We start from the raw sequence: 18547 nt of genomic DNA on the forward strand, positions 1-18547 counted from the left end.
GGCCGGGTTCACGGGCGCAAGTTCGGGAGCCTTCGGCGAGAGTTTATCTGGCAAAATGAAGCCGCTGTCGGCTGACATAGGGCGCGTCCATCATGGTTGATGGGCGCGCCAAATTTTTGTCGGGCAATCTGTTCGGCCATGTCGCCAATATGTCTTTGCTGGCCTCTGTCGGGCTGGTGGCGGTGTTTCTTGTCGATTTCGTCGACATGATTTTCATCTCTATGTTGGGCAAGGCAGAGCTGGCGGCGGCCATCGGCTATGCCGGTGCGATCTTGTTTTTCACCACCTCCTTCGGGATCGGGTTGGGCATCGCGGCGGGGGCCTTGGTCGCGCGGGCCTTGGGGCAGGACAACGCGCAACTCGCGACAGAGAGGACAACTCATGCGCTGTGCTATGGCGCGGTCTTTGGCGTGATCTTTGCGCTTTGTGTGTTCCTGTCGCTGGATGTGCTGGTCGGCTGGGTTGGCGCAGGCGGTGAGACGGCGGCGCTGGCGGTAGATTTCCTGCAGATCGTCGTGCCGTCGGTGCCATTTCTGATGGTTGGTATGATGGGCAGCGCGATCCTGCGGGCCCATGGGGATGCACGGCGGGCGATGATGGCGACGATCGCGGGGGGCATCGTGAATGCCATCCTCGATCCGATCCTGATCTTTACCTTTGATCTGGGCCTGACCGGTGCGGCTTGGGCGTCTTTTGTGGCGCGGGTGGTGATTGCCTATACCGCCCTGATGCCAATTGTGCGCCACTATGGCGGGATCGCGATGCCGCGCCCCGCGGGGCTATGGTGCGATCTGATGCCTGTGTTGTCTATCGCGGTGCCCGCCATTCTGACGCAGGTCGCCACGCCGGTGGGGCAGGCCTATGTGACCCGTGCAATGGCGGCCTATGGCGAGGATGCTGTCGCAGGCATGGCGATTGTCAGCCGCATGATGCCCGTCGCCTTTGCCGTGATCTTTGCCCTGTCGGGGGCGGTAGGGCCGATCATCGGGCAGAACTTTGGCGCGGGCGATCTGGGGCGGGTCAAGCGGACCTATGCCGCGGGGGTCAATTTTGCCGCTTTGGTGATCGTCGTCATCTCGGCCGCGCTGTTTGCGTTCCGCGCGCCGCTGGCGGCGATGTTTGATGCGCAGGGGATCACCTTGACGTTGATCTATCTGTTCTGCGGGCCGCTGTCCCTGGCGTTCTTTTTCAACGGTGTGTTGTTCGTGTCGAATGCGGCGTTCAACAATATGGGCCACCCCTACTATTCGACCGTGACCAACTGGGGTCGCAACACGCTGGGGATGATCCCGCTGGTCTGGGGTGGCAGCCTGCTGTTCGGGGCCCCCGGTGTGCTGATCGGGCAGGCGGCGGCGGGGGTGCTGTTCGGGGCGCTGGCCTGGGTGCTCGCGCGGCGGATGATCGCGCAAGGGGGGCAGCGCAAACGCGCCAAGCCCGCAGCTTTCGCCCGCGACGGGCGGTTGATGTCGCTACTGCACCTGCGCCGATAGGCGGGTCAGATGCTGGTCGACCAGCGCGGTTTCCTGCGCGGTAAGCTCTTGCGCACGCGGATATTTCGGCGCGGCGCGGTCGTTCAGGATCGGCGTATCCCAGCCCCGCGTCGTGTCAAAGAAGCGCTGCACCCCGTCGATGCCATATTCGCGCAGGAACCCCTGCACCACCACATCAAGATAGCTGAGCAAGATGGTATGGTCGCCCGATGTCACATGGGTGTCTGTAGGCACGGAATAATGCGCCATATCGGGGGCCGGGATGATGTCATGCACCACCGCCCCGTTCGATCCGATGCGATCATAATTGGTTTCGCGCGTATCCAGCGCCACCCAATCGGCACCGGGGACCGCCGCGATCAACCCGTCGATCACGGTGCCCTCTTCGGGCAGCACGCTCAGGAACACATGCGCGGCACCTTCGATGCGCACCCAAAGCCGGTGCCAGCCGCGAAGCTGCGCCGGACGGGCGTCTGGATAGGCGTGGGTATTGCGGTTTACGAGGCTGCCGTAGCCGAAGAAATATGGTGTCATGCGGGTGTTTTGGCGCCGCTGCGCGATGATGTCCACATCTTGCACGCGCAGCACCCGACGAGCTGCCCAATATCGCGGCACCGGATGAAAGTTTTCGCGCCGCCCTATCAACTTTGCTTGACGCAACGCCGCGTTCCGGCATAGCACTTGCCCACACCGTTACGGGAGAACCGGCGCAAGCCGGTGCCGAAGGAGCAACCGCCCCGGAAACTCTCAGGCCAAAGGACCGCAACGGGACCTAACAACTCTGGAGAGTGACGCGACAGCGTCCGCCGAAGGGATAACGATCTCAGGCGAAAGGACAGAGGGGGCATTTGACAGGCTGCATTCCCGCGGTCTGCTGGGTGCCAGTATGGTCGATGGCCTTCTGGATAGGGAAAGGCCGCGTGACCATGAGCGATTTGCAACAGACACCGCTATACGATCTTCATCTGGAACTGGGGGGCAAGATGGTGCCCTTTGCGGGCTATTCCATGCCTGTGCAATATCCGATGGGCGTGATGAAAGAGCACCTGCACACTCGCGCCGCAGCGGGGGTCTTTGACGTCAGCCACATGGGGCAGGTGATGGTGACCGGCCCGTCGTGGGACGCTGTGGCGTTGGCGTTCGAGACATTGGTGCCGATGAATGTGCTGGGGCTGGAAGACGGGCGGCAGCGCTATGGGTTCTTCACCAATGACGCCGGCGGGATCGAGGATGACCTGATGTTCGCGCGCCGTGGGGATGACCTGTTTGTTGTGGTCAACGCCGCCTGCAAGGATGCCGATATCGCACGCATGAAAGCCGCGTTGGAGCCCGAGATCACCGTGACCCCGATCACCGACCGCGCGCTGGTGGCTGTGCAGGGCCCGGCGGCGGGGGCGGCTGTGGCGTCGCTTGATGCCGCTGCGGACGGAATGCGGTTCATGGATTTCGGCACATTGACGCTGGACGGGGTAGAGGTCTGGGCCTCGCGGTCGGGCTATACCGGCGAGGATGGCTTCGAGATTTCGGTGCCGGAGGCCCACGCCGAAGCGCTGGTCCGCCGGTTGCTAGAGATCGAGGGTGTGGAACCCATTGGTCTGGGCGCGCGGGATTCGCTGCGGCTTGAGGCGGGCTTGTGTCTTTATGGCAATGACATCGACGCGGGCACCAATCCGGTAGAGGCCAGCCTGACCTGGGCGATCCAGAAAGCGCGCCGCGCCGGTGGTGAACGCGCGGGCGGCTACCCCGGTGCCGATGCCGTTCAGGCGGCGTTTGACGATGGTGTCGACCGCAAGCGTGTCGGTCTGGCCCCCGAAGGCCGTGCGCCGATGCGCGACGGGACACCGCTGTTTGACGCGGCGACAGGGGGCACGCAGGTGGGCGAGGTCTCCTCGGGCAGTTTCGGGCCGACGGTAGGCGGGCCTGTCGCAATGGGCTATGTCAGTGAGGCGCAGGCGGGTATTGATACGATGCTGTGGGGCGAAGTCCGTGGCAAGCGTCTGCCGGTGACCGTTGCCAAGCTGCCCTTTGTTGCGGCGAATTTTAAAAGATAATCTAGCGAAGGATGAAAGAATGAAGTTTACCGAAGAGCACGAATGGCTGCGGGTTGAAGGCGACGAGATCGTCGTTGGCATCACCATTCACGCCGCCGAACAACTGGGCGACGTGGTGTTTGTCGAACTGCCCGACGAAGGCACGACCGTCAGCAAGGACGACGAGGTCGTCGTGATCGAATCCGTCAAGGCTGCGTCCGATATTCTGGCGCCGATCGATGGCGAGATCATCGAGGTCAACAGCACGCTGTCCGACAACCCCGCGATGGTGAATGACGATCCGCAGGGCGAGGCGTGGTTCTTCAAGATGAAGGCGTCCGATCCAAGCCAGATGGACGAGTTCATGGACGAAGCCGCCTATCAGAAGTTCATCGGGTAAATCCCGCTGCCCCCGTCGGAGCCTCCGGCGGGGATTTTTATACCATTTGGAAGAGGGGCCCCGCGCCATGGTTTTCAAACCGACCGAATATTTGCCGTATGATTTTGCCAATCGCAGACATATCGGGCCGTCCCCGGCAGAGATGTCGGACATGTTGAAAACCGTCGGCGCACAGAGCCTTGCCGCGTTGATCGATGACACGATGCCCGCGCAGATCCGCCAGAAAGAGCCGCTGGATTTCGGCAAGCCCATGTCAGAGCGCGAAGTGCTGGAATACATGCGCGTGGTGGCGGGCAAGAACAAGGTGCTCACCTCGCTGATCGGGCAGGGCTATCACGGCACGGTGACGCCGCCTGCGATCCAGCGCAATATTTTTGAAAACCCCGCATGGTACACGGCCTACACCCCCTATCAGCCCGAGATCAGCCAGGGGCGTCTTGAGGCGCTGTTGAACTTTCAGACCATGGTCAGCGATCTGACCGGGCTTGAGGTCGCCAATGCGTCCTTGCTGGACGAGGCGACGGCCTGTGCCGAGGCGATGACCATGGCGCTGCGCCTGTCGAAATCGAAGGCCAAGGCGTTCTTCGTCGACCGCGATTGCCACCCCCAGAACATCGCCGTGATCCAGACCCGCGCAGCCCCGCTGGATATAGAGGTGATCATCGGCGACCCTGACAAAATGGACGCGAGCGCTGTCTTCGGGGCGCTGTTCCAGTACCCTGGCACCTACGGCCATGTGCGCGACTTTACCGATCATATGGCCGCGCTGCATGAGGCCGGTGCCTTGGGTGTCGTATCCGCCGATCCGATGGCGCTGACGTTGCTGAAAGAACCCGGTGCCATGGGGGCCGATATCGCCGTCGGGTCCACCCAGCGGTTTGGCGTGCCCGAAGGTTATGGCGGTCCGCATGCGGCCTATATGGCATGCAAGGATGCCTATAAGCGCGCAATGCCGGGGCGGATTGTTGGCGTGTCAATCGATGCGCATGGCAACCGCGCCTACCGTCTGTCCCTGCAGACCCGCGAGCAGCACATCCGCCGCGAAAAGGCGACCTCTAACGTGTGCACGGCGCAGGCTTTGCTGGCGGTGATGGCGTCGATGTATGCGGTGTTCCACGGGCCAGAAGGCCTTAAGGCGATTGCCCAGCGTATTCACCGCAAGACCGTGCGTTTGGCCAAGGGGTTGGAGAGTGCCGGGTTCAAGGTCGATCCGAAAGTTTATTTCGACACGGTCACTGTCGACGTCGGCCCCTTGCAGGCGGCTGTGATGAAATCGGCGGTGGATGAGGGGATCAACCTGCGCCGTGTCGGCGAAACCCGGGTGGGCATCAGCCTTGACGAGCGGACGCGACCGGAAACCATCGAAGCGGTTTGGCGGGCATTTGGCCTGCGGCAGGCTGATGACGATTTCACACCCGAATACCGTGTGCCGAACGAGATGCTGCGCAGCTCTACCTATCTCACCCATCCGATCTTCCACATGAACCGCGCCGAGACCGAGATGATGCGCTACATGCGCCGTCTGGCCGACCGTGACCTGGCGCTGGACCGTGCGATGATCCCGCTGGGGTCTTGCACGATGAAGCTGAACTCGGCTGCGGAGATGATGCCCGTTAGCTGGCGCGAGTTCTCGATGATCCACCCGTTTGTGCCGCAGGATCAGGCGCTTGGCTATAAGCATATGATCGACGACCTGTCGGCCAAGCTTTGTGACATCACCGGGTATGACGCGATTTCCATGCAGCCGAATTCCGGCGCACAGGGGGAATATGCGGGTCTGCTGGCGATTGCGTCCTATCACCGTGCCAATGGGCAGGGGCATCGCAACATCTGCCTGATCCCCATGTCGGCCCATGGCACCAACCCCGCCAGCGCCAATATGGTCGGCTGGAAGGTGGTCGTCATCAAGACAGCGGCCAATGGTGACATTGATCTGGATGACTTCCGCGCCAAGGCGGAGAAGCACAGCGAGAACCTTGCCGGTTGCATGATCACCTATCCCTCGACCCACGGCGTGTTTGAGGAAACCGTGACCGAAGTGACCAAGATCACGCATGAGCACGGCGGTCAGGTCTATATTGACGGGGCGAATATGAACGCCATGGTCGGTCTGGCGCGTCCGGGTGATGTGGGCGGCGATGTCAGCCACCTGAACCTGCACAAGACCTTCTGCATTCCCCATGGGGGCGGTGGCCCCGGCATGGGCCCGATTGGCGTGAAATCACACCTCATCGCGCATGTGCCCGGTCATCCGAACGGCGGTGAGGGCGCTGTTTCGGCGGCGCCCTACGGGTCGCCATCGTTGCTGCCGATCTCGTGGTCTTATTGTCTGATGATGGGCGGTGACGGGCTGACGCAGGCGACGCGGGTGGCGATCCTGAACGCCAACTACATTGCCAAGCGGCTCGAAGGGGCGTTCGAGGTGCTGTACAAGGGGCCGACGGGGCGCGTTGCGCATGAATGTATCTTTGACGTGCGCCCGTTCGAGGATAGCGCAGGCGTGACGGTCGATGACATCGCGAAACGTCTGATCGACGCCGGCTTCCATGCGCCAACGATGAGCTTCCCTGTCGCAGGCACGCTGATGGTCGAACCGACCGAGTCGGAAACCAAGGCCGAGCTGGACCGTTTCTGCGACGCGATGCTCGCGATCCGTGACGAGATCCGCGCAATCGAGAACGGCGATATGCCGCGCGAGAACAACGCGCTCAAGAACGCGCCGCACACGGTCGAGGATCTGGTCGGCGAGTGGGATCGTCCCTACACGCGCGAGCAGGGCTGCTTCCCCCCCGGTGCGTTCCGCGTCGACAAATACTGGCCTCCGGTCAACCGTGTCGACAACGTGCATGGCGACCGCAACCTGATCTGCACCTGCCCCCCGATGGAGGAATACGCAGAGGCGGCTGAGTAAGCTGTTCCCTATATATGTGATCGAACGGGTGCGGGGGAAACCTCGCGCCCGTTTTGCATTGGGGGCTCAGTCGTCGGCGAGGAAGGCAAAGACCTTGCGCAGGCGGTTCCATGTCGTTTTGTCCGGCGCCACCAGAATATGCCCTGTGCGCAGCGTCGCGTCATAGGGGCCGCCCGACAGCATCTCGACATGGGCACCGGCTTGGGCGCAGATCAACGCGCCGGCAGCGTGGTCCCAAGGGTGCAGCGTCCCGCTGAGCACGAAATCGGCGTGCCCTTGGGCGACAGTACGGTATTCATGCGCCGAGCAACGTAGCGAGTTCACCTTGGCAAAGCTGGGCAATGTGGCCGCGACTTTGCCCCGCAGGTCTTTGCTGAAGTTCCCCAGCGGGACGAAACCGCTGAGGTCCTCGATCTGTTTGCCCATGCTGACCCGCAGCGGGCGCGACTGCCCAAGGGCGCGTTCAAAGCGCGGCGTGCTGGTGTCATCGCTGATCACCCAGTCGTCATTGACCGGGTCATAGATGACGCCGAAGGCCGGTTTGCCAAAGCGCGTGACCGCAAGGATCATGCCGAAGGTGGACAGCCCGTGGGCGAAATTCGATGTGCCGTCGATGGGATCGAGGATAAAGGCCAGCGGGGCGTCGGCGATCTTGTCCTGCAGGGCGGGGTCGGCCGATACGGCCTCTTCGCCAATGATCAGCGCATCCGGATAGGCCGCGGCGAGGGCGCGGGTGATCATTGCCTCGGCCGCCAGATCGGCAGCGGTGACCAGATCATGGGGGCCGGATTTGGTGTCGATGTCAGCGGGGGCGAGGTTGCGGAAACGCGGCAGCACCTCGGCCCGTGCGGCACGGCGCAGGACATTCACCACATGCGTTTGCTGGGCTGCCGTCAGAACGGGTGGCAGGGGGGCGGGCAGTGTCTGGGTGGTCTGCGTCATTGTTGTATCCCTCTTTCGGTCTATCGGTTCCATCTATTCGCGGGCGCGCAGCACCTGTGCGGGTCTGGCGTTCAAGGCTTTGATCGCAAAGCCAAGCGAGGCAAGGATCGACGCCAGCGCGCCACCAGTGACGATCAGCAGCGCCGAAGGCCAAACCACGGCAAAGCTGGTGTCCATCACAAAGCGGCTCACGGCCCATCCGCCCAAGATACCTGCCAGCAGGGCAACGGTACCGGCGAAGAGCCCCAGCAGAGCGGCACGCATCAGAAAGCTGGCGGCGATGCTGCGGCGCGAGGCCCCCAGGGTTTTCAGCAAAGCGGCCTCATAGCGACGGGCATCCGCCCCGGCGGCGGCTGCCCCGATCAATACCAGAAAGCCGGTCAGAAGAGTAGCCGCCGCGCCGTAGGATGTCGCCGCAGCCAACCCGCTAAGCACCGCTGCCACGCGGTCGATCGCGTCGCGCACGCGGATCGCGGTGATGTTGGGGTAGGCGGTGGCCAGATCGCGCAGGATCGGTGCCTCGGCCTCTGCATCGGCGTAGACGGTCGAGATATAGGTATGCGGCGCGCCGGTCAGGGCGGCGGGGTTCATAGTCAGGATAAACCCGATCCCCGCGGTCGAGAAGTCGACCTCTTGGAAGCTGGCGATGGTGCCGGTGATGTCGCGCCCCAGCACGTTGATGGTCAGCGTATCGCCAAGCTCTAACCCGATCTCCTCGGCCTCTTCGGCGGCAAAGCTAATGAGCGGCGGGCCGTCATAGTCAGGCGCCCACCATTCGCCCGCGGTGATCACCGTGTCGTCATCGGGGGCCTCGGCATAGGTTAGCCCGCGGTCGCCGCGCACCACCCAGTGATCGCCCGCGACCTCTTTGGCGGGCCTGCCGTTGATCTGGGTCACGACGCCGCGCAGCATTGGCGCGCTGTCGATGCGGCGCACCGCGGGGTCGTCGGTCAGCCGTTTGGTATAGCCGTCGATCTGGTCTTTCTGGATGTCGACAAAGAAATACGACGGGGCCACATCGGGCAGGTTGCCCGAGATCGCCTGCCGCAGGTTGCCGTCGATCTGCCCCACGGCGGCCAGCACCGACAGGCCGAGCCCCAGCGAGAGCACCACGGCCCCGGCACCTTCGCCACTGCCGCCAATCGCGGCCAAGGCCCAACGCAGCCGCGGTCGCCCCCGTGCCAGAACCGCGGCGCGTTGTGCGAGGAACCGCACCAGCAGCGCCGCCAGCGTGAGTATCCCGAGCGCGCCTGCGATGCCGCCCAATGTCCACAGCGTCAGCCACCAACTGCCATTGAACCACCCCGCCAGCGCGACCAGCAGCGCCACAGTCATCACGATAATCGCCACATAGCGCGGCGCCGGAAAACGCGCGGCCCCGTCCCATGCATCGCGAAACAGGGTCGCCGCGCGGATGTTCTCGCTGCGGGCCAGCGGCCACAGCGTGAAGGCAAAGGCAGTCAGCAACCCGTAAATCGCTGCCTCGGCCAAGGGTGCCGGATAGATGGCAAAGGCCGCAGGGATCGGCAGCCGCGCAGAGATCAGCGGCGCAAAGACCAGCGGGGCCACCGCCCCAAGCACCACGCCGATGGCGACGCCCAGAAGCGATAGGGCACCGATCTGCATGAAATATGTCTGGAAGATCGTCGCGCGGTCTGCCCCTAGCGCGCGGAGCACGGCGATCACCTCGGTCTTGCCGGTGAGGTAAGATCGGACCGCAGCCGATACGCCCACACCGCCCACAGCCAGACCGGATAGGCCCACAAGGATCAGAAACGCTGTCAACCGTTCGACAAAGCGCGACACCCCCGGTGCCCCGTTGCGCGCATCGGTCCAGCGCATCCCGCTGTTTTCGAACCGCGCACGGGCGGCAGAGCGCAGTTGATCAAGGTCGGTATCGGCTGGCAGCAGCATCCGGTATTTGGAGTTGAACAGCGTCCCTTCCGCCAGCAGGCCGGCCCCGTTCAGCGCCTCGGTCCGGAGCAGGGTGCGGGGCCCAAGGGCAAAGCCGCTGGCGGCACTGTCGGGTTCGCGCACGATCAGGGCGGAGAGGCGGAATTCCTTGACGCCAAGTTTGAAGGTGTCGCCGGGGGACAGGCCCAGACGGTCTGACAAGGCGCGCTCCATCACCGCGCCGGACAGGCCGTTTTCCAGCCCAAGCGCCTGTTCAAGCGGCATCGCCGGTTCCAGCACCATCTCGCCCACCAGCGGATAAAGATCATCAACCGCTTTCACCTGCGTCAGCGCACGGTCAGCGGCGGCCCCGTCACCCGCGACAGCCATGGACCGGAACTCGACAACCTCGGACACGGCGCCGGCTTGGCTCTCGATCCAGTCGCGTTCGTCATCGGTGGCGAAACGATAGGTGAAATCAATCTCGGCCGCGCCACCAAGCAGGGCCGCACCTTCGCGTTGCAAGCCGCCCTCGATCGCCGAGCGGACAGAGCCGACGGCAGCGATTGCCGCGACGCCAAGAGCGAGGCAGGCCAGAAACAGACGGAAACCCCGCAGCCCCCCGCGCATCTCGCGGCGGGCAAAGCGGCCGGCCAGACGCAGGCTCATGCGCCCGTCCCGCTGACGATCCGCCCGTCGGTCAGGGTGACGATCCGATCACAGCGCGCGGCCAATTCATCGGCGTGGGTCACCAACACCAAAGTCGCGCCATGTTTTTCCCGCAGATCGAACAACAGCTCCATGATCGCGGCACCATTGGTACTGTCGAGGTTCCCTGTCGGCTCATCCGCCAAAAGGATCGCCGGACGCGGGGCAGAGGCGCGGGCCAATGCAACCCGCTGCTGTTCGCCGCCCGACATCTGTGCCGGATAGTGGTTGAGCCGGTGCCCCAGGCCCACCGCGTGCAATTCCGCCTCCGCCCGGTCAAAGGCGTCGGCGACGCCGTTCAGTTCCAGCGGGGTGGCGACGTTTTCCAGCGCGGTCATGGTGGGGATGAGGTGGAAGGACTGGAACACGATGCCCATCCGCCCGCGGCGAAATTTGGCCAGACCATCTTCGGACAGGGTGCTCAGGTCTTCGCCCAAGGCGCGCACCGATCCGCCGGTCGCACGCTCCAGCCCGCCCATGACCATCAGCAGCGACGACTTGCCCGACCCCGACGGGCCGGTAAAGGCGACCGTCTCTCCTTGTGCGACGTCCAGGGTGATCCCATGTAGGATATCGACCTTTCCGGCGTTGCCATTCAGTTTCAGGGATGCATCTTGAAGCTGGAACACCGGGTCGGTCATAGGGCTGCCTTTTGAAATACGGTCCCTGTTGGATATGGAGGTTCGACCATGATGCGCAAGGTTACGACGGCACTTGTTCTGGTAATATCAGGCCCCGCACTGGCGGAACCGCTTGTTATTGCGGCATTGGGCGACAGTCTGACGCAGGGCTACGGCCTGCCCGCCGAGGACGGGTTCGTGCCACAGTTGCAAAACTGGCTGGATCAGAACGGTGCGGATGTGACGGTGATCAACGCCGGTGTGTCGGGGGATACGACCGCTGGCGGGTTGGCGCGGGTCGCCTGGACCATGACGCCCGAGGTCGATGGCATGATCGTGACCCTGGGTGGGAATGACCTGTTGCGCGGGATCGACCCCGCGGTCAGCCGCGCCAATCTGGATGGAATCATGAAGGCCGCCCAAGACGCCGAGGTAGAAGTGCTGCTGGTCGGCATGACCGCGCCGGGCAACTTTGGCCCTGACTATAAAACCGCCTTTGACAGCATCTATCCCGATCTTGCCGCGCAATATGACGCGAGCCTGATGGGCAGCTTCTTCGACGGCCTGTCCGACAATGGCGAGACGCCAGATCTGGCGCAGGCACGCGGGTTTTTCCAGGCCGACGGGGTGCATCCGAACGCGCAAGGCGTCACGAGAATCGTTGATGCTTTGGGTCCGAAAGTGCTGACGCTGATCGATCAGATCAACGAAAACGAGTAGTTTTGCACAAAAAACGGGCACCGAAGCGCCCGTCGTCAAAAATATTATGAACCGGTTTTGGGCCGGTTAGGCCAATGCGATATTCGCGGCGCTTTCGCGGCCATCACGGCCCGCTTCTACGTCGAATGTCACCTTCTGGTTATCGGCAAGCCCGGTCAGGCCAGCGCGTTCAACCGCCGAGATGTGAACAAAGATATCTTTGCCGCCACCATCAGGCGCGATAAAGCCGTATCCCTTTGTGGTATTGAACCATTTTACGGTGCCAGTCGCCATGCCCCGTTTCTCCTCGTGTTTGTCCTGCCCACATTATGCGGCAGCGTGGCTCGGTCAGAACTTGATCGCACCAGCGCCAAAGGGCTGAGGGGTCGAAAGTCTTTCGCGTCGCACCTCTGACTTTGGCGCCAAATAGGACAAAATCAAGAGTTTTTGCCCCGAAACGCGTAACCGGCGGGCATTTGCGCAAGAAATTTCACAGTTATGAAATAATTTTACCAGTTGATAAAAAAATCATTCCGTGGGAGCGTTTCAGCATAAATAGTGACAGCAGGGATAAAAAAATGTCGCAGAAAATCTTTGAACCGGGGGTGGCTGCCGGACGGCTGGACGCCGACGCCTATGCCGCGCAGTTTTCCGATTTGCACCCGCCACTGGATGTGCATGAAGCGCTTGTCGCGGCGGACCGATGCTACTTCTGTCACGACGCGCCGTGCATCACGGCCTGCCCGACGGATATCGATATTCCGCTCTTTATCCGGCAGATCGCCACGGGCACACCCGATGCCGCCGCCAAAACGATCCTGAGCCAGAATATCATGGGCGGCATGTGTGCCCGCGTTTGCCCGACCGAACAGCTTTGTGAGCAGGCCTGTGTGCGCGAAGTGGCCGAGGGCAAGCCGGTCAAGATCGGCGAGCTTCAGCGCTATGCCACCGACCATCTGCAAGCACAGGGCGCGCATCCGTTTGAACGCGCGGCCTCGACGGGCAAGCGCGTGGCCGTTGTCGGTGCAGGTCCGGCGGGGCTGTCTTGTGCGCACCGTTTGGCGATGATGGGGCATGATGTCACCGTTTTTGACGCGCGGCCCAAGCCCGGCGGCCTGAATGAATACGGGATCGCTACCTACAAGACACCCGACGGCTTCGCGCAGGCAGAGGTGGACTGGCTGCTCAAGATCGGCGGCATCACCGTACAGAACAACGCAGCCCTTGGGTCGGCGATGACGCTGGACAGTTTGCGGGCCGACTATGACGCCGTGTTCCTTGGTATGGGCCTTGGCGGTGTGAACGCCTTGGGGGCCGAGGGCGAGGATAAGACCGGCGTGCTGGATGCGGTCGACTTCATCTCTAATCTGCGTCAGGCGAGCGATGTGGCTGCGGTCCCGATCGGTCGTGACGTGGTGGTGATCGGCGGCGGGATGACCGCGATCGATGCCGCCATTCAGGCGAAACTGCTGGGCGCGCTCAATGTGACGCTGGTCTATCGTCGCGGGCGCGACCGGATGAACGCCAGCGTGTTCGAGCAGGATCTCGCGGCCTCTAAGGGCGTGCGGATCGTGACCCATGCCACGCCGGTCGCCGTGATCGGCAACGGTGCGGTACGCGAGATCGAATTCGAATATGTCGACGACCAGATGAATGGCACGGGCCAAACCCTGCGCCTGCCCGCGGATCAGGTGTTCAAAGCCATCGGCCAGACCCTTCAAGGCGACGCGCTGCCCACGCTGGAGGCGCGCAAGATCAAGGTGGATGGCACCGGACGCACCAGTGTCGACGGGGTCTGGGCCGGTGGCGATTGTGCGAGCGGCGGCGATGACCTGACCGTGACCGCTGTCGCCGAAGGGCGCGACGCGGCGATGGACATTCACATGGTATTGATGGGCTAAGCCCCTACAGGAGAACGCAAATGGCTGATCTAAGAAGCGACTTCGTGGGCATCAAAAGCCCCAACCCGTTCTGGCTGGCATCCGCGCCACCCACGGACAAGGAATACAATGTGCGCCGCGCCTACGAGGCTGGCTGGGGCGGGGTGGTGTGGAAAACACTCGGTATGGAGGGCCCGCCCGTCGTCAACGTCAACGGCCCGCGTTATGGCGCGATCTGGGGCGCGGACCGGCGGCTGCTGGGGCTCAATAACATCGAGCTGATCACCGATCGCCCGCTGGAGGTGAACCTGCGCGAGATGAAAGCGGTGAAACGTGATTACCCCGACCGCGCACTGATCGCGTCAATCATGGTCCCGTGCGAGGAGGAAGCGTGGAAAGCGATCCTGCCGCATGTGGAGGAAACCGGTGCCGACGGGATCGAGCTGAACTTCGGCTGCCCGCATGGCATGGCGGAACGTGGCATGGGATCGGCTGTGGGGCAGGTGCCGGAGTACATTGAAATGGTCACCCGCTGGTGCAAGCAATACACGCGCATGCCGGTGATCGTGAAGCTGACGCCGAACATCACGAATGTGCTCTACCCCGCCGAGGCCGCCAAACGCGGCGGCGCGGATGCGGTGAGCCTGATCAACACGATCAACTCCATCACCTCGGTCGATCTGGACCTGTTCGCGCCCGAACCGATGATCGACGGGAAAGGCACGCACGGCGGCTATTGCGGGCCGGCGGTAAAGCCGATTGCCTTGAACATGGTGGCGGAAATCGCGCGCAACCCCGAGACGGCGGATATGCCGATCAGCGGCATCGGCGGCGTAACCACATGGCGCGACGCGGCAGAGTTTCTGGCCCTTGGCGCGGGCAATGTGCAGGTCTGCACGGCGGCGATGACCTATGGTTTCAAGGTTGTGCAAGAGATGATCTCGGGCCTGTCGGAATATATGGACGACAAGGGGATGACCTCGGTCGATCAACTGGTGCGCCGTGCGGTGCCGAATGTGACCGACTGGAACCAGCTGAACCTGAACTATGTCGCCAAGGCCAAGATCGATCAGGATCTGTGTATCTCCTGCGGGCGCTGCTTTGCCGCCTGCGAAGACACCTCGCATCAGGCGATTGCCATGTCCGAAGATCGCACCTTCAGCGTGATCGACGACGAATGTGTGGCGTGCAACCTCTGCGTCAATGTTTGCCCGGTCGAGGATTGTATCTCGATGGTGGAGCTGGCCCCCGGCACCACGGACCCGCGCACGGGCAAGCCCGTCGATCCGAATTACGCCAACTGGACGACGCACCCCAACAACCCCTCCGCCACTGCGGCTGAGTGACCTTTGCCCCCGCCGCTACTGTTGAGGCGCGGCGGGGGTCAACAACGTCGAGAACATCAGCCGCAGATGGTCCGACGCCTGCTGGTGCTGATCGGCATCGCCGTCCAGCAGCAGCGCGACTTGCGGCGCGAAATCAGCATAGTGTTGCGTGGTCGACCAGATCGAGAAAATCAGATGGCGCGGGTCCATCCGCGCGATCTTTCCCGCCGCCATCCAATCGGAAATAACGGCGCATTTCTCGTCGAACAGCGGTTTCAGATCGCTTTGCAAGCGCGGCTCCATATGGGGAGCGCCGCGTAAAATTTCACCAGCAAACAAGCGGCTTTCACGGGGCAGATCCCGCGCCATATCCAGTTTGCGCTGCACATAATCCAACAGCTCTGTGCGCGGGTCACCATCGGCGTCCAACTCGACCAGCGGGTCGAGCCATGTCTCCATCAGCTGGCTCAGCAGGGTCGTGTGGATTTCTTCCTTCCCGCTGAAATAATACAATATATTCGGTTTGCTCAGCCCCGCCTCGCTGGCGATCTGATCCAGCGTGGCCCCGCGAAACCCGTAGGTTGAAAACACGTCAAGCGCCGCATCCAGGATCACACGGCGGTTGCGCCTTTGGATTCGGCTGGGCTTTTTCTTGGCGGTTGTCTCGGGCATGGCGCGGTCCCTTTCGGTGTAAGTGCCTGAAAATGCGGCACCCACTTAAGACGGGTGGCCCCAAGGGAAAGCATTTCTTGACAGACTTAACCCTAGCCGCAATCGTGGATTTACCAAATGGTAAAAATTTACGCCTTGCACAAGGTAGAAAACGCAAAGGAAACCGCTATGGCCGCGCCCGGTGAAAACCTGAAGATCAACCCGGATCGTTTGTGGGACAGTCTGATGGAGATGGCCAAGATCGGCCCCGGTGTGGCGGGGGGTAACAACCGCCAGACGCTGACCGACGAAGACGCCGAAGGTCGCGCCCTGTTCCAGAAATGGTGCGAGGAGGCGGGCTGCACCATGGGCCTTGATACGATGGGCAACATGTTCGCGCAGCGCGATGGCACCGACCCCGATGCGCTGCCGGTCTACGTCGGGTCGCATCTGGATACGCAGCCCACAGGCGGCAAGTATGACGGCGTATTAGGCGTGCTTGGCGGGCTGGAACTGCTGCGCACGATGAATGACCTGGGGATCAAGACGAAACACCCCGTGGTCGTGACCAACTGGACCAACGAAGAGGGCACCCGCTATGCCCCCGCGATGCTGTCGTCTGGCGTTTTTGCCGGCATCCACACGCAGGAATGGGCCTATGCCAAGACCGACGCCGAGGGCTTGCGCTTTGGTGACGAGCTCAAGCGGATCGGCTGGCAGGGCGACGAAGAGGTCGGCGCGCGCAAGATGCATGCGTTTTTCGAGCTGCACATCGAACAGGGCCCGATCCTGGAGGCCGAAGGCAAGGACATTGGCGTCGTGACCCACGGGCAGGGGCTGTCGTGGACCCAAGTCACCGTGACCGGCAAGGATGCGCATACCGGATCAACACCGATGCCCATGCGCAAGAACGCCGGCCTCGGCATGGCGCGTATGCTTGAAGCGGTGGACCAGATCGCATGGTCGCACGCACCGCATGCGGTGGGTGCCGCGGGGCATATCGAGGTTTACCCGAACTCGCGCAACGTGATCCCGGGGCAGGTGATCTTTACCGTCGATTTCCGGTCGCCCGATCTGAGCGTGATCGAGGATATGGAAAAACGCCTGCGCGTCGAGGGTCAGAAGATCGCCGATGACATGGGGCTTGAGGTCGCTTTCGAAAAGGTCGGTGGCTTTGATCCCGTCGCCTTTGACGAAGGCTGCGTCTCGGCCATCCGTTCCGCGGCAGAGCGGTTGGGGTATAGCCATATGGACGTCATCTCGGGGGCGGGTCACGATGCCTGCTGGATCAACGGGGTGGCCCCGACCGCAATGGTCATGTGCCCCTGCGTGGATGGGCTGAGCCATAACGAGGCCGAAGAGATCACCAAGGAATGGGCCAAGGCCGGTGCCGATGTTTTGCTGCATGCGGTGCTGGAAACGGCAGAGATTGTGGGCTGAACCCGTCGGGGACCTGAGCGGGCGCGCCCTGGGTGCCAGCCCCCAGACCCCCGGGATTTGAACCATTTGGAAGACAGATAGGGGAGAGGACAGATGAGCAAGGTTATCAAGGGCGGCATGGTCTGCACGGCGGATCGCACCTGGAAAGCAGACGTGTTGATCGAGGGCGAGATCATCAAGCAGATCGGCGAGGATCTGATAGGTGACGAATATATCGACGCCGAAGGGGCCTATGTCATCCCCGGCGGGATCGATCCGCATACCCATCTTGAGATGCCCTTTATGGGCACCACAGCGGCCGAGACATTCGAGACAGGCACCTGGGCCGCCGCCGTGGGCGGGACCACGATGATCGTCGATTTCTGTCTGCCAGGGGCGGACGGGTCGATCAAGAACGCGATCAATGAATGGCACCGCAAATCCGCGCCGCAGATCTGTTCTGATGTCGGCTATCACATGGCGATTACCGGCTGGAACGAGAATGTCTTTGACGAGATGAAAGACGCCGTCGACATGGGGGTGAATTCATTCAAGCACTTCATGGCCTATAAGGGGGCCCTGATGGTCGAGGATGACGAGATGTTCGCATCCTTCCAGCGCTGTGCCGAACTGGGTGCGCTGCCGATGGTGCATGCCGAAAACGGCGATCTGGTCGCGGCCCTGCAGGAGAAGTATTTCAATCAGGGGATCACGGGGCCGGAGGGGCATGCCTATTCCCGCCCGCCCGAGCTGGAGGGCGAGGCCGCCAACCGCGCGATCACCATTGCCGATACCGCCGGCGTGCCGCTTTATATCGTGCATGTCTCTTGCGAGCAGACACACGAAGCGATCCGCCGTGCGCGGCAAAAGGGGATGCGGGTGTACGGCGAGCCGCTGATCCAGTTCCTGACCCTGGACGAGAGCGAGTATTTCAACACCGATTGGGACCACGCCGCGCGCCGTGTCATGTCGCCGCCCTTCCGGTCCAAGGACCATCAGGACAGTCTATGGGCGGGCTTGCAGGCGGGGTCGTTGCAGGTGGTTGCCACGGATCACGCTGCGTTTTCGACCGAGCAGAAACGCGCGGGCCGCGATGATTTCCGCATCATCCCCAACGGGTCCAACGGGTTGGAGGAACGTCTGGCGGTGCTCTGGACCGAAGGGGTCGAAACGGGCCGTCTGACGCCCAATGAATTCGTCGCTGCCACCTCGACCAATGTGGCGAAGATCCTGAATATCTATCCGCGCAAGGGCGCGATTGTCGAAGGCGCCGACGCGGATATCGTGGTGTGGGATCCCAAGATCAGCAAGACGATTTCGACGGCGAACCACCACTCCATTCTGGATTACAACGTCTTTGAAGGCTTCGAGGTGAAGGCACAGGCGCGCTATACCTTAAGCCGTGGCGAGGTCATCTGGGCCTGGGGGCAGAACTCGCAGCCCAACCCCGGACGCGGGCGCTTTGTGCCGCGGCCTGCTTTCCCGTCGGCCAACCTTGCGTTGAGCAAGTGGAAAGAGTTGACTGCGCCGAAACTGATCAAACGCGATCCGCTGAACATCCCTGCGGGGATCTGAGGCT

At 62.5% G+C, this 18547-nt stretch carries 15 protein-coding genes and 1 riboswitch; of the genes, 9 read left to right on the forward strand and 6 right to left on the reverse strand.

Annotated elements, in window-relative coordinates; all coding sequences use genetic code 11:
- The first annotated feature begins 92 nt into the window (after nucleotides 1–92).
- The gene (locus C1J04_RS03550; protein WP_009825988.1) at nucleotides 93–1490 is read left to right on the forward strand and encodes an MATE family efflux transporter; all 1398 of its coding nucleotides are present in this window, start codon (nucleotides 93–95) and stop codon (nucleotides 1488–1490) included.
- Here the strand turns inward: C1J04_RS03550 and C1J04_RS03555 are convergent.
- Nucleotides 1470–2024, reverse strand: coding sequence for a gamma-glutamylcyclotransferase family protein (locus C1J04_RS03555; RefSeq protein WP_037944899.1), 555 nt, complete (start codon nucleotides 2022–2024; stop codon nucleotides 1470–1472). The genes C1J04_RS03550 and C1J04_RS03555 overlap by 21 nt on opposite strands.
- A gap of 152 nt (nucleotides 2025–2176) precedes the next feature.
- Nucleotides 2177–2263: riboswitch (glycine riboswitch) on the forward strand.
- A 153-nt stretch (nucleotides 2264–2416) separates the two neighbouring features.
- Here C1J04_RS03555 and gcvT point away from each other — a divergent pair.
- From gcvT to gcvP, 3 genes are all read left to right on the forward strand, one after another.
- Nucleotides 2417–3541, forward strand: coding sequence for a glycine cleavage system aminomethyltransferase GcvT (gcvT, locus tag C1J04_RS03560; protein WP_037954112.1), 1125 nt, complete (start codon nucleotides 2417–2419; stop codon nucleotides 3539–3541).
- A 19-nt stretch (nucleotides 3542–3560) separates the two neighbouring features.
- Nucleotides 3561–3920 (forward strand): glycine cleavage system protein GcvH, encoded by a 360-nt coding sequence (gene gcvH / locus C1J04_RS03565; RefSeq protein ID WP_005851355.1) that lies wholly within the window; start codon nucleotides 3561–3563, stop codon nucleotides 3918–3920.
- 67 nt (nucleotides 3921–3987) lie between these two features.
- A complete protein-coding gene (gene gcvP, locus C1J04_RS03570; RefSeq protein WP_009825991.1) occupies nucleotides 3988–6831 on the forward strand; it encodes an aminomethyl-transferring glycine dehydrogenase in 2844 nt (947 codons plus the stop codon).
- A gap of 66 nt (nucleotides 6832–6897) precedes the next feature.
- Here the strand turns inward: gcvP and C1J04_RS03575 are convergent, their stop codons facing one another.
- The 3 genes from C1J04_RS03575 to C1J04_RS03585 are packed head-to-tail and all read right to left on the reverse strand — an operon-like array spanning nucleotide 6898 to nucleotide 11015.
- Nucleotides 6898–7773, reverse strand: coding sequence for an inositol monophosphatase family protein (locus tag C1J04_RS03575; protein ID WP_009825992.1), 876 nt, complete (start codon nucleotides 7771–7773; stop codon nucleotides 6898–6900).
- Between the two features lie 33 nt (nucleotides 7774–7806).
- Nucleotides 7807–10335: an ABC transporter permease gene (locus tag C1J04_RS03580; protein WP_009825993.1), complete on the reverse strand. Its 2529-nt coding sequence runs from the start codon at nucleotides 10333–10335 to the stop codon at nucleotides 7807–7809.
- Nucleotides 10332–11015, reverse strand: coding sequence for an ABC transporter ATP-binding protein (locus tag C1J04_RS03585; RefSeq protein WP_009825994.1), 684 nt, complete (start codon nucleotides 11013–11015; stop codon nucleotides 10332–10334). The genes C1J04_RS03580 and C1J04_RS03585 overlap by 4 nt, the downstream gene beginning before the upstream one ends.
- Nucleotides 11016–11063: 48 nt before the next feature.
- Here C1J04_RS03585 and C1J04_RS03590 point away from each other — a divergent pair, with 48 nt between their 5' ends.
- Nucleotides 11064–11714, forward strand: a complete 651-nt coding sequence (locus tag C1J04_RS03590) for an arylesterase (protein WP_009825995.1) — start codon at nucleotides 11064–11066, stop codon at nucleotides 11712–11714.
- Nucleotides 11715–11780: 66 nt separating this feature from the next.
- On the opposite strand, the gene C1J04_RS03595 is transcribed toward C1J04_RS03590, so the two are convergent.
- A complete protein-coding gene (locus C1J04_RS03595; RefSeq protein WP_005851368.1) occupies nucleotides 11781–11987 on the reverse strand; it encodes a cold-shock protein in 207 nt (68 codons plus the stop codon).
- A 284-nt stretch (nucleotides 11988–12271) separates the two neighbouring features.
- On the opposite strand from C1J04_RS03595, the gene C1J04_RS03600 reads away from it, so the two are divergent.
- Together C1J04_RS03600 and preA are read left to right on the forward strand one after the other, a co-directional pair.
- Nucleotides 12272–13594 (forward strand): NAD(P)-dependent oxidoreductase, encoded by a 1323-nt coding sequence (locus tag C1J04_RS03600; RefSeq protein ID WP_009825996.1) that lies wholly within the window; start codon nucleotides 12272–12274, stop codon nucleotides 13592–13594.
- 20 nt (nucleotides 13595–13614) lie between these two features.
- Complete coding sequence (preA, locus tag C1J04_RS03605; protein ID WP_005851372.1) at nucleotides 13615–14919, forward strand: NAD-dependent dihydropyrimidine dehydrogenase subunit PreA; 1305 nt, start codon at nucleotides 13615–13617, stop codon at nucleotides 14917–14919.
- Between the two features lie 15 nt (nucleotides 14920–14934).
- Here preA and C1J04_RS03610 read toward each other — a convergent pair whose 3' ends face one another.
- Complete coding sequence (locus C1J04_RS03610; protein ID WP_009825997.1) at nucleotides 14935–15570, reverse strand: TetR family transcriptional regulator C-terminal domain-containing protein; 636 nt, start codon at nucleotides 15568–15570, stop codon at nucleotides 14935–14937.
- A 168-nt stretch (nucleotides 15571–15738) separates the two neighbouring features.
- On the opposite strand from C1J04_RS03610, the gene C1J04_RS03615 reads away from it, so the two are divergent.
- Entirely contained in the window at nucleotides 15739–16989 is a 1251-nt protein-coding gene (locus tag C1J04_RS03615) for a Zn-dependent hydrolase (protein ID WP_005851376.1), read from the forward strand.
- A gap of 93 nt (nucleotides 16990–17082) precedes the next feature.
- Nucleotides 17083–18543, forward strand: coding sequence for a dihydropyrimidinase (gene hydA, locus C1J04_RS03620; protein ID WP_009825999.1), 1461 nt, complete (start codon nucleotides 17083–17085; stop codon nucleotides 18541–18543).
- Nucleotides 18544–18547 lie beyond the last annotated feature (4 nt).

This window comes from Sulfitobacter sp. SK025 (genome assembly GCF_003352105.1).
Taxonomy (GTDB): Bacteria; Pseudomonadota; Alphaproteobacteria; order Rhodobacterales; family Rhodobacteraceae; genus Sulfitobacter; species Sulfitobacter pontiacus.

Coding starts and splice junctions, on each gene's coding strand:
- C1J04_RS03585 (WP_009825994.1), bottom strand. CDS start 11,015: ATGACCGACCCGGTGTTCCAGCTTCAAGATGCATCCCTGAAACTGAAT.
- C1J04_RS03610 (WP_009825997.1), bottom strand. CDS start 15,570: ATGCCCGAGACAACCGCCAAGAAAAAGCCCAGCCGAATCCAAAGGCGC.
- gcvH (WP_005851355.1), top strand. CDS start 3,561: ATGAAGTTTACCGAAGAGCACGAATGGCTGCGGGTTGAAGGCGACGAG.
- C1J04_RS03615 (WP_005851376.1), top strand. CDS start 15,739: ATGGCCGCGCCCGGTGAAAACCTGAAGATCAACCCGGATCGTTTGTGG.
- C1J04_RS03590 (WP_009825995.1), top strand. CDS start 11,064: ATGATGCGCAAGGTTACGACGGCACTTGTTCTGGTAATATCAGGCCCC.
- C1J04_RS03555 (WP_037944899.1), bottom strand. CDS start 2,024: ATGACACCATATTTCTTCGGCTACGGCAGCCTCGTAAACCGCAATACC.
- C1J04_RS03595 (WP_005851368.1), bottom strand. CDS start 11,987: ATGGCGACTGGCACCGTAAAATGGTTCAATACCACAAAGGGATACGGC.
- C1J04_RS03580 (WP_009825993.1), bottom strand. CDS start 10,335: ATGAGCCTGCGTCTGGCCGGCCGCTTTGCCCGCCGCGAGATGCGCGGG.
- C1J04_RS03575 (WP_009825992.1), bottom strand. CDS start 7,773: ATGACGCAGACCACCCAGACACTGCCCGCCCCCCTGCCACCCGTTCTG.
- preA (WP_005851372.1), top strand. CDS start 13,615: ATGGCTGATCTAAGAAGCGACTTCGTGGGCATCAAAAGCCCCAACCCG.
- gcvP (WP_009825991.1), top strand. CDS start 3,988: ATGGTTTTCAAACCGACCGAATATTTGCCGTATGATTTTGCCAATCGC.
- gcvT (WP_037954112.1), top strand. CDS start 2,417: ATGAGCGATTTGCAACAGACACCGCTATACGATCTTCATCTGGAACTG.
- C1J04_RS03600 (WP_009825996.1), top strand. CDS start 12,272: ATGTCGCAGAAAATCTTTGAACCGGGGGTGGCTGCCGGACGGCTGGAC.
- C1J04_RS03550 (WP_009825988.1), top strand. CDS start 93: ATGGTTGATGGGCGCGCCAAATTTTTGTCGGGCAATCTGTTCGGCCAT.
- hydA (WP_009825999.1), top strand. CDS start 17,083: ATGAGCAAGGTTATCAAGGGCGGCATGGTCTGCACGGCGGATCGCACC.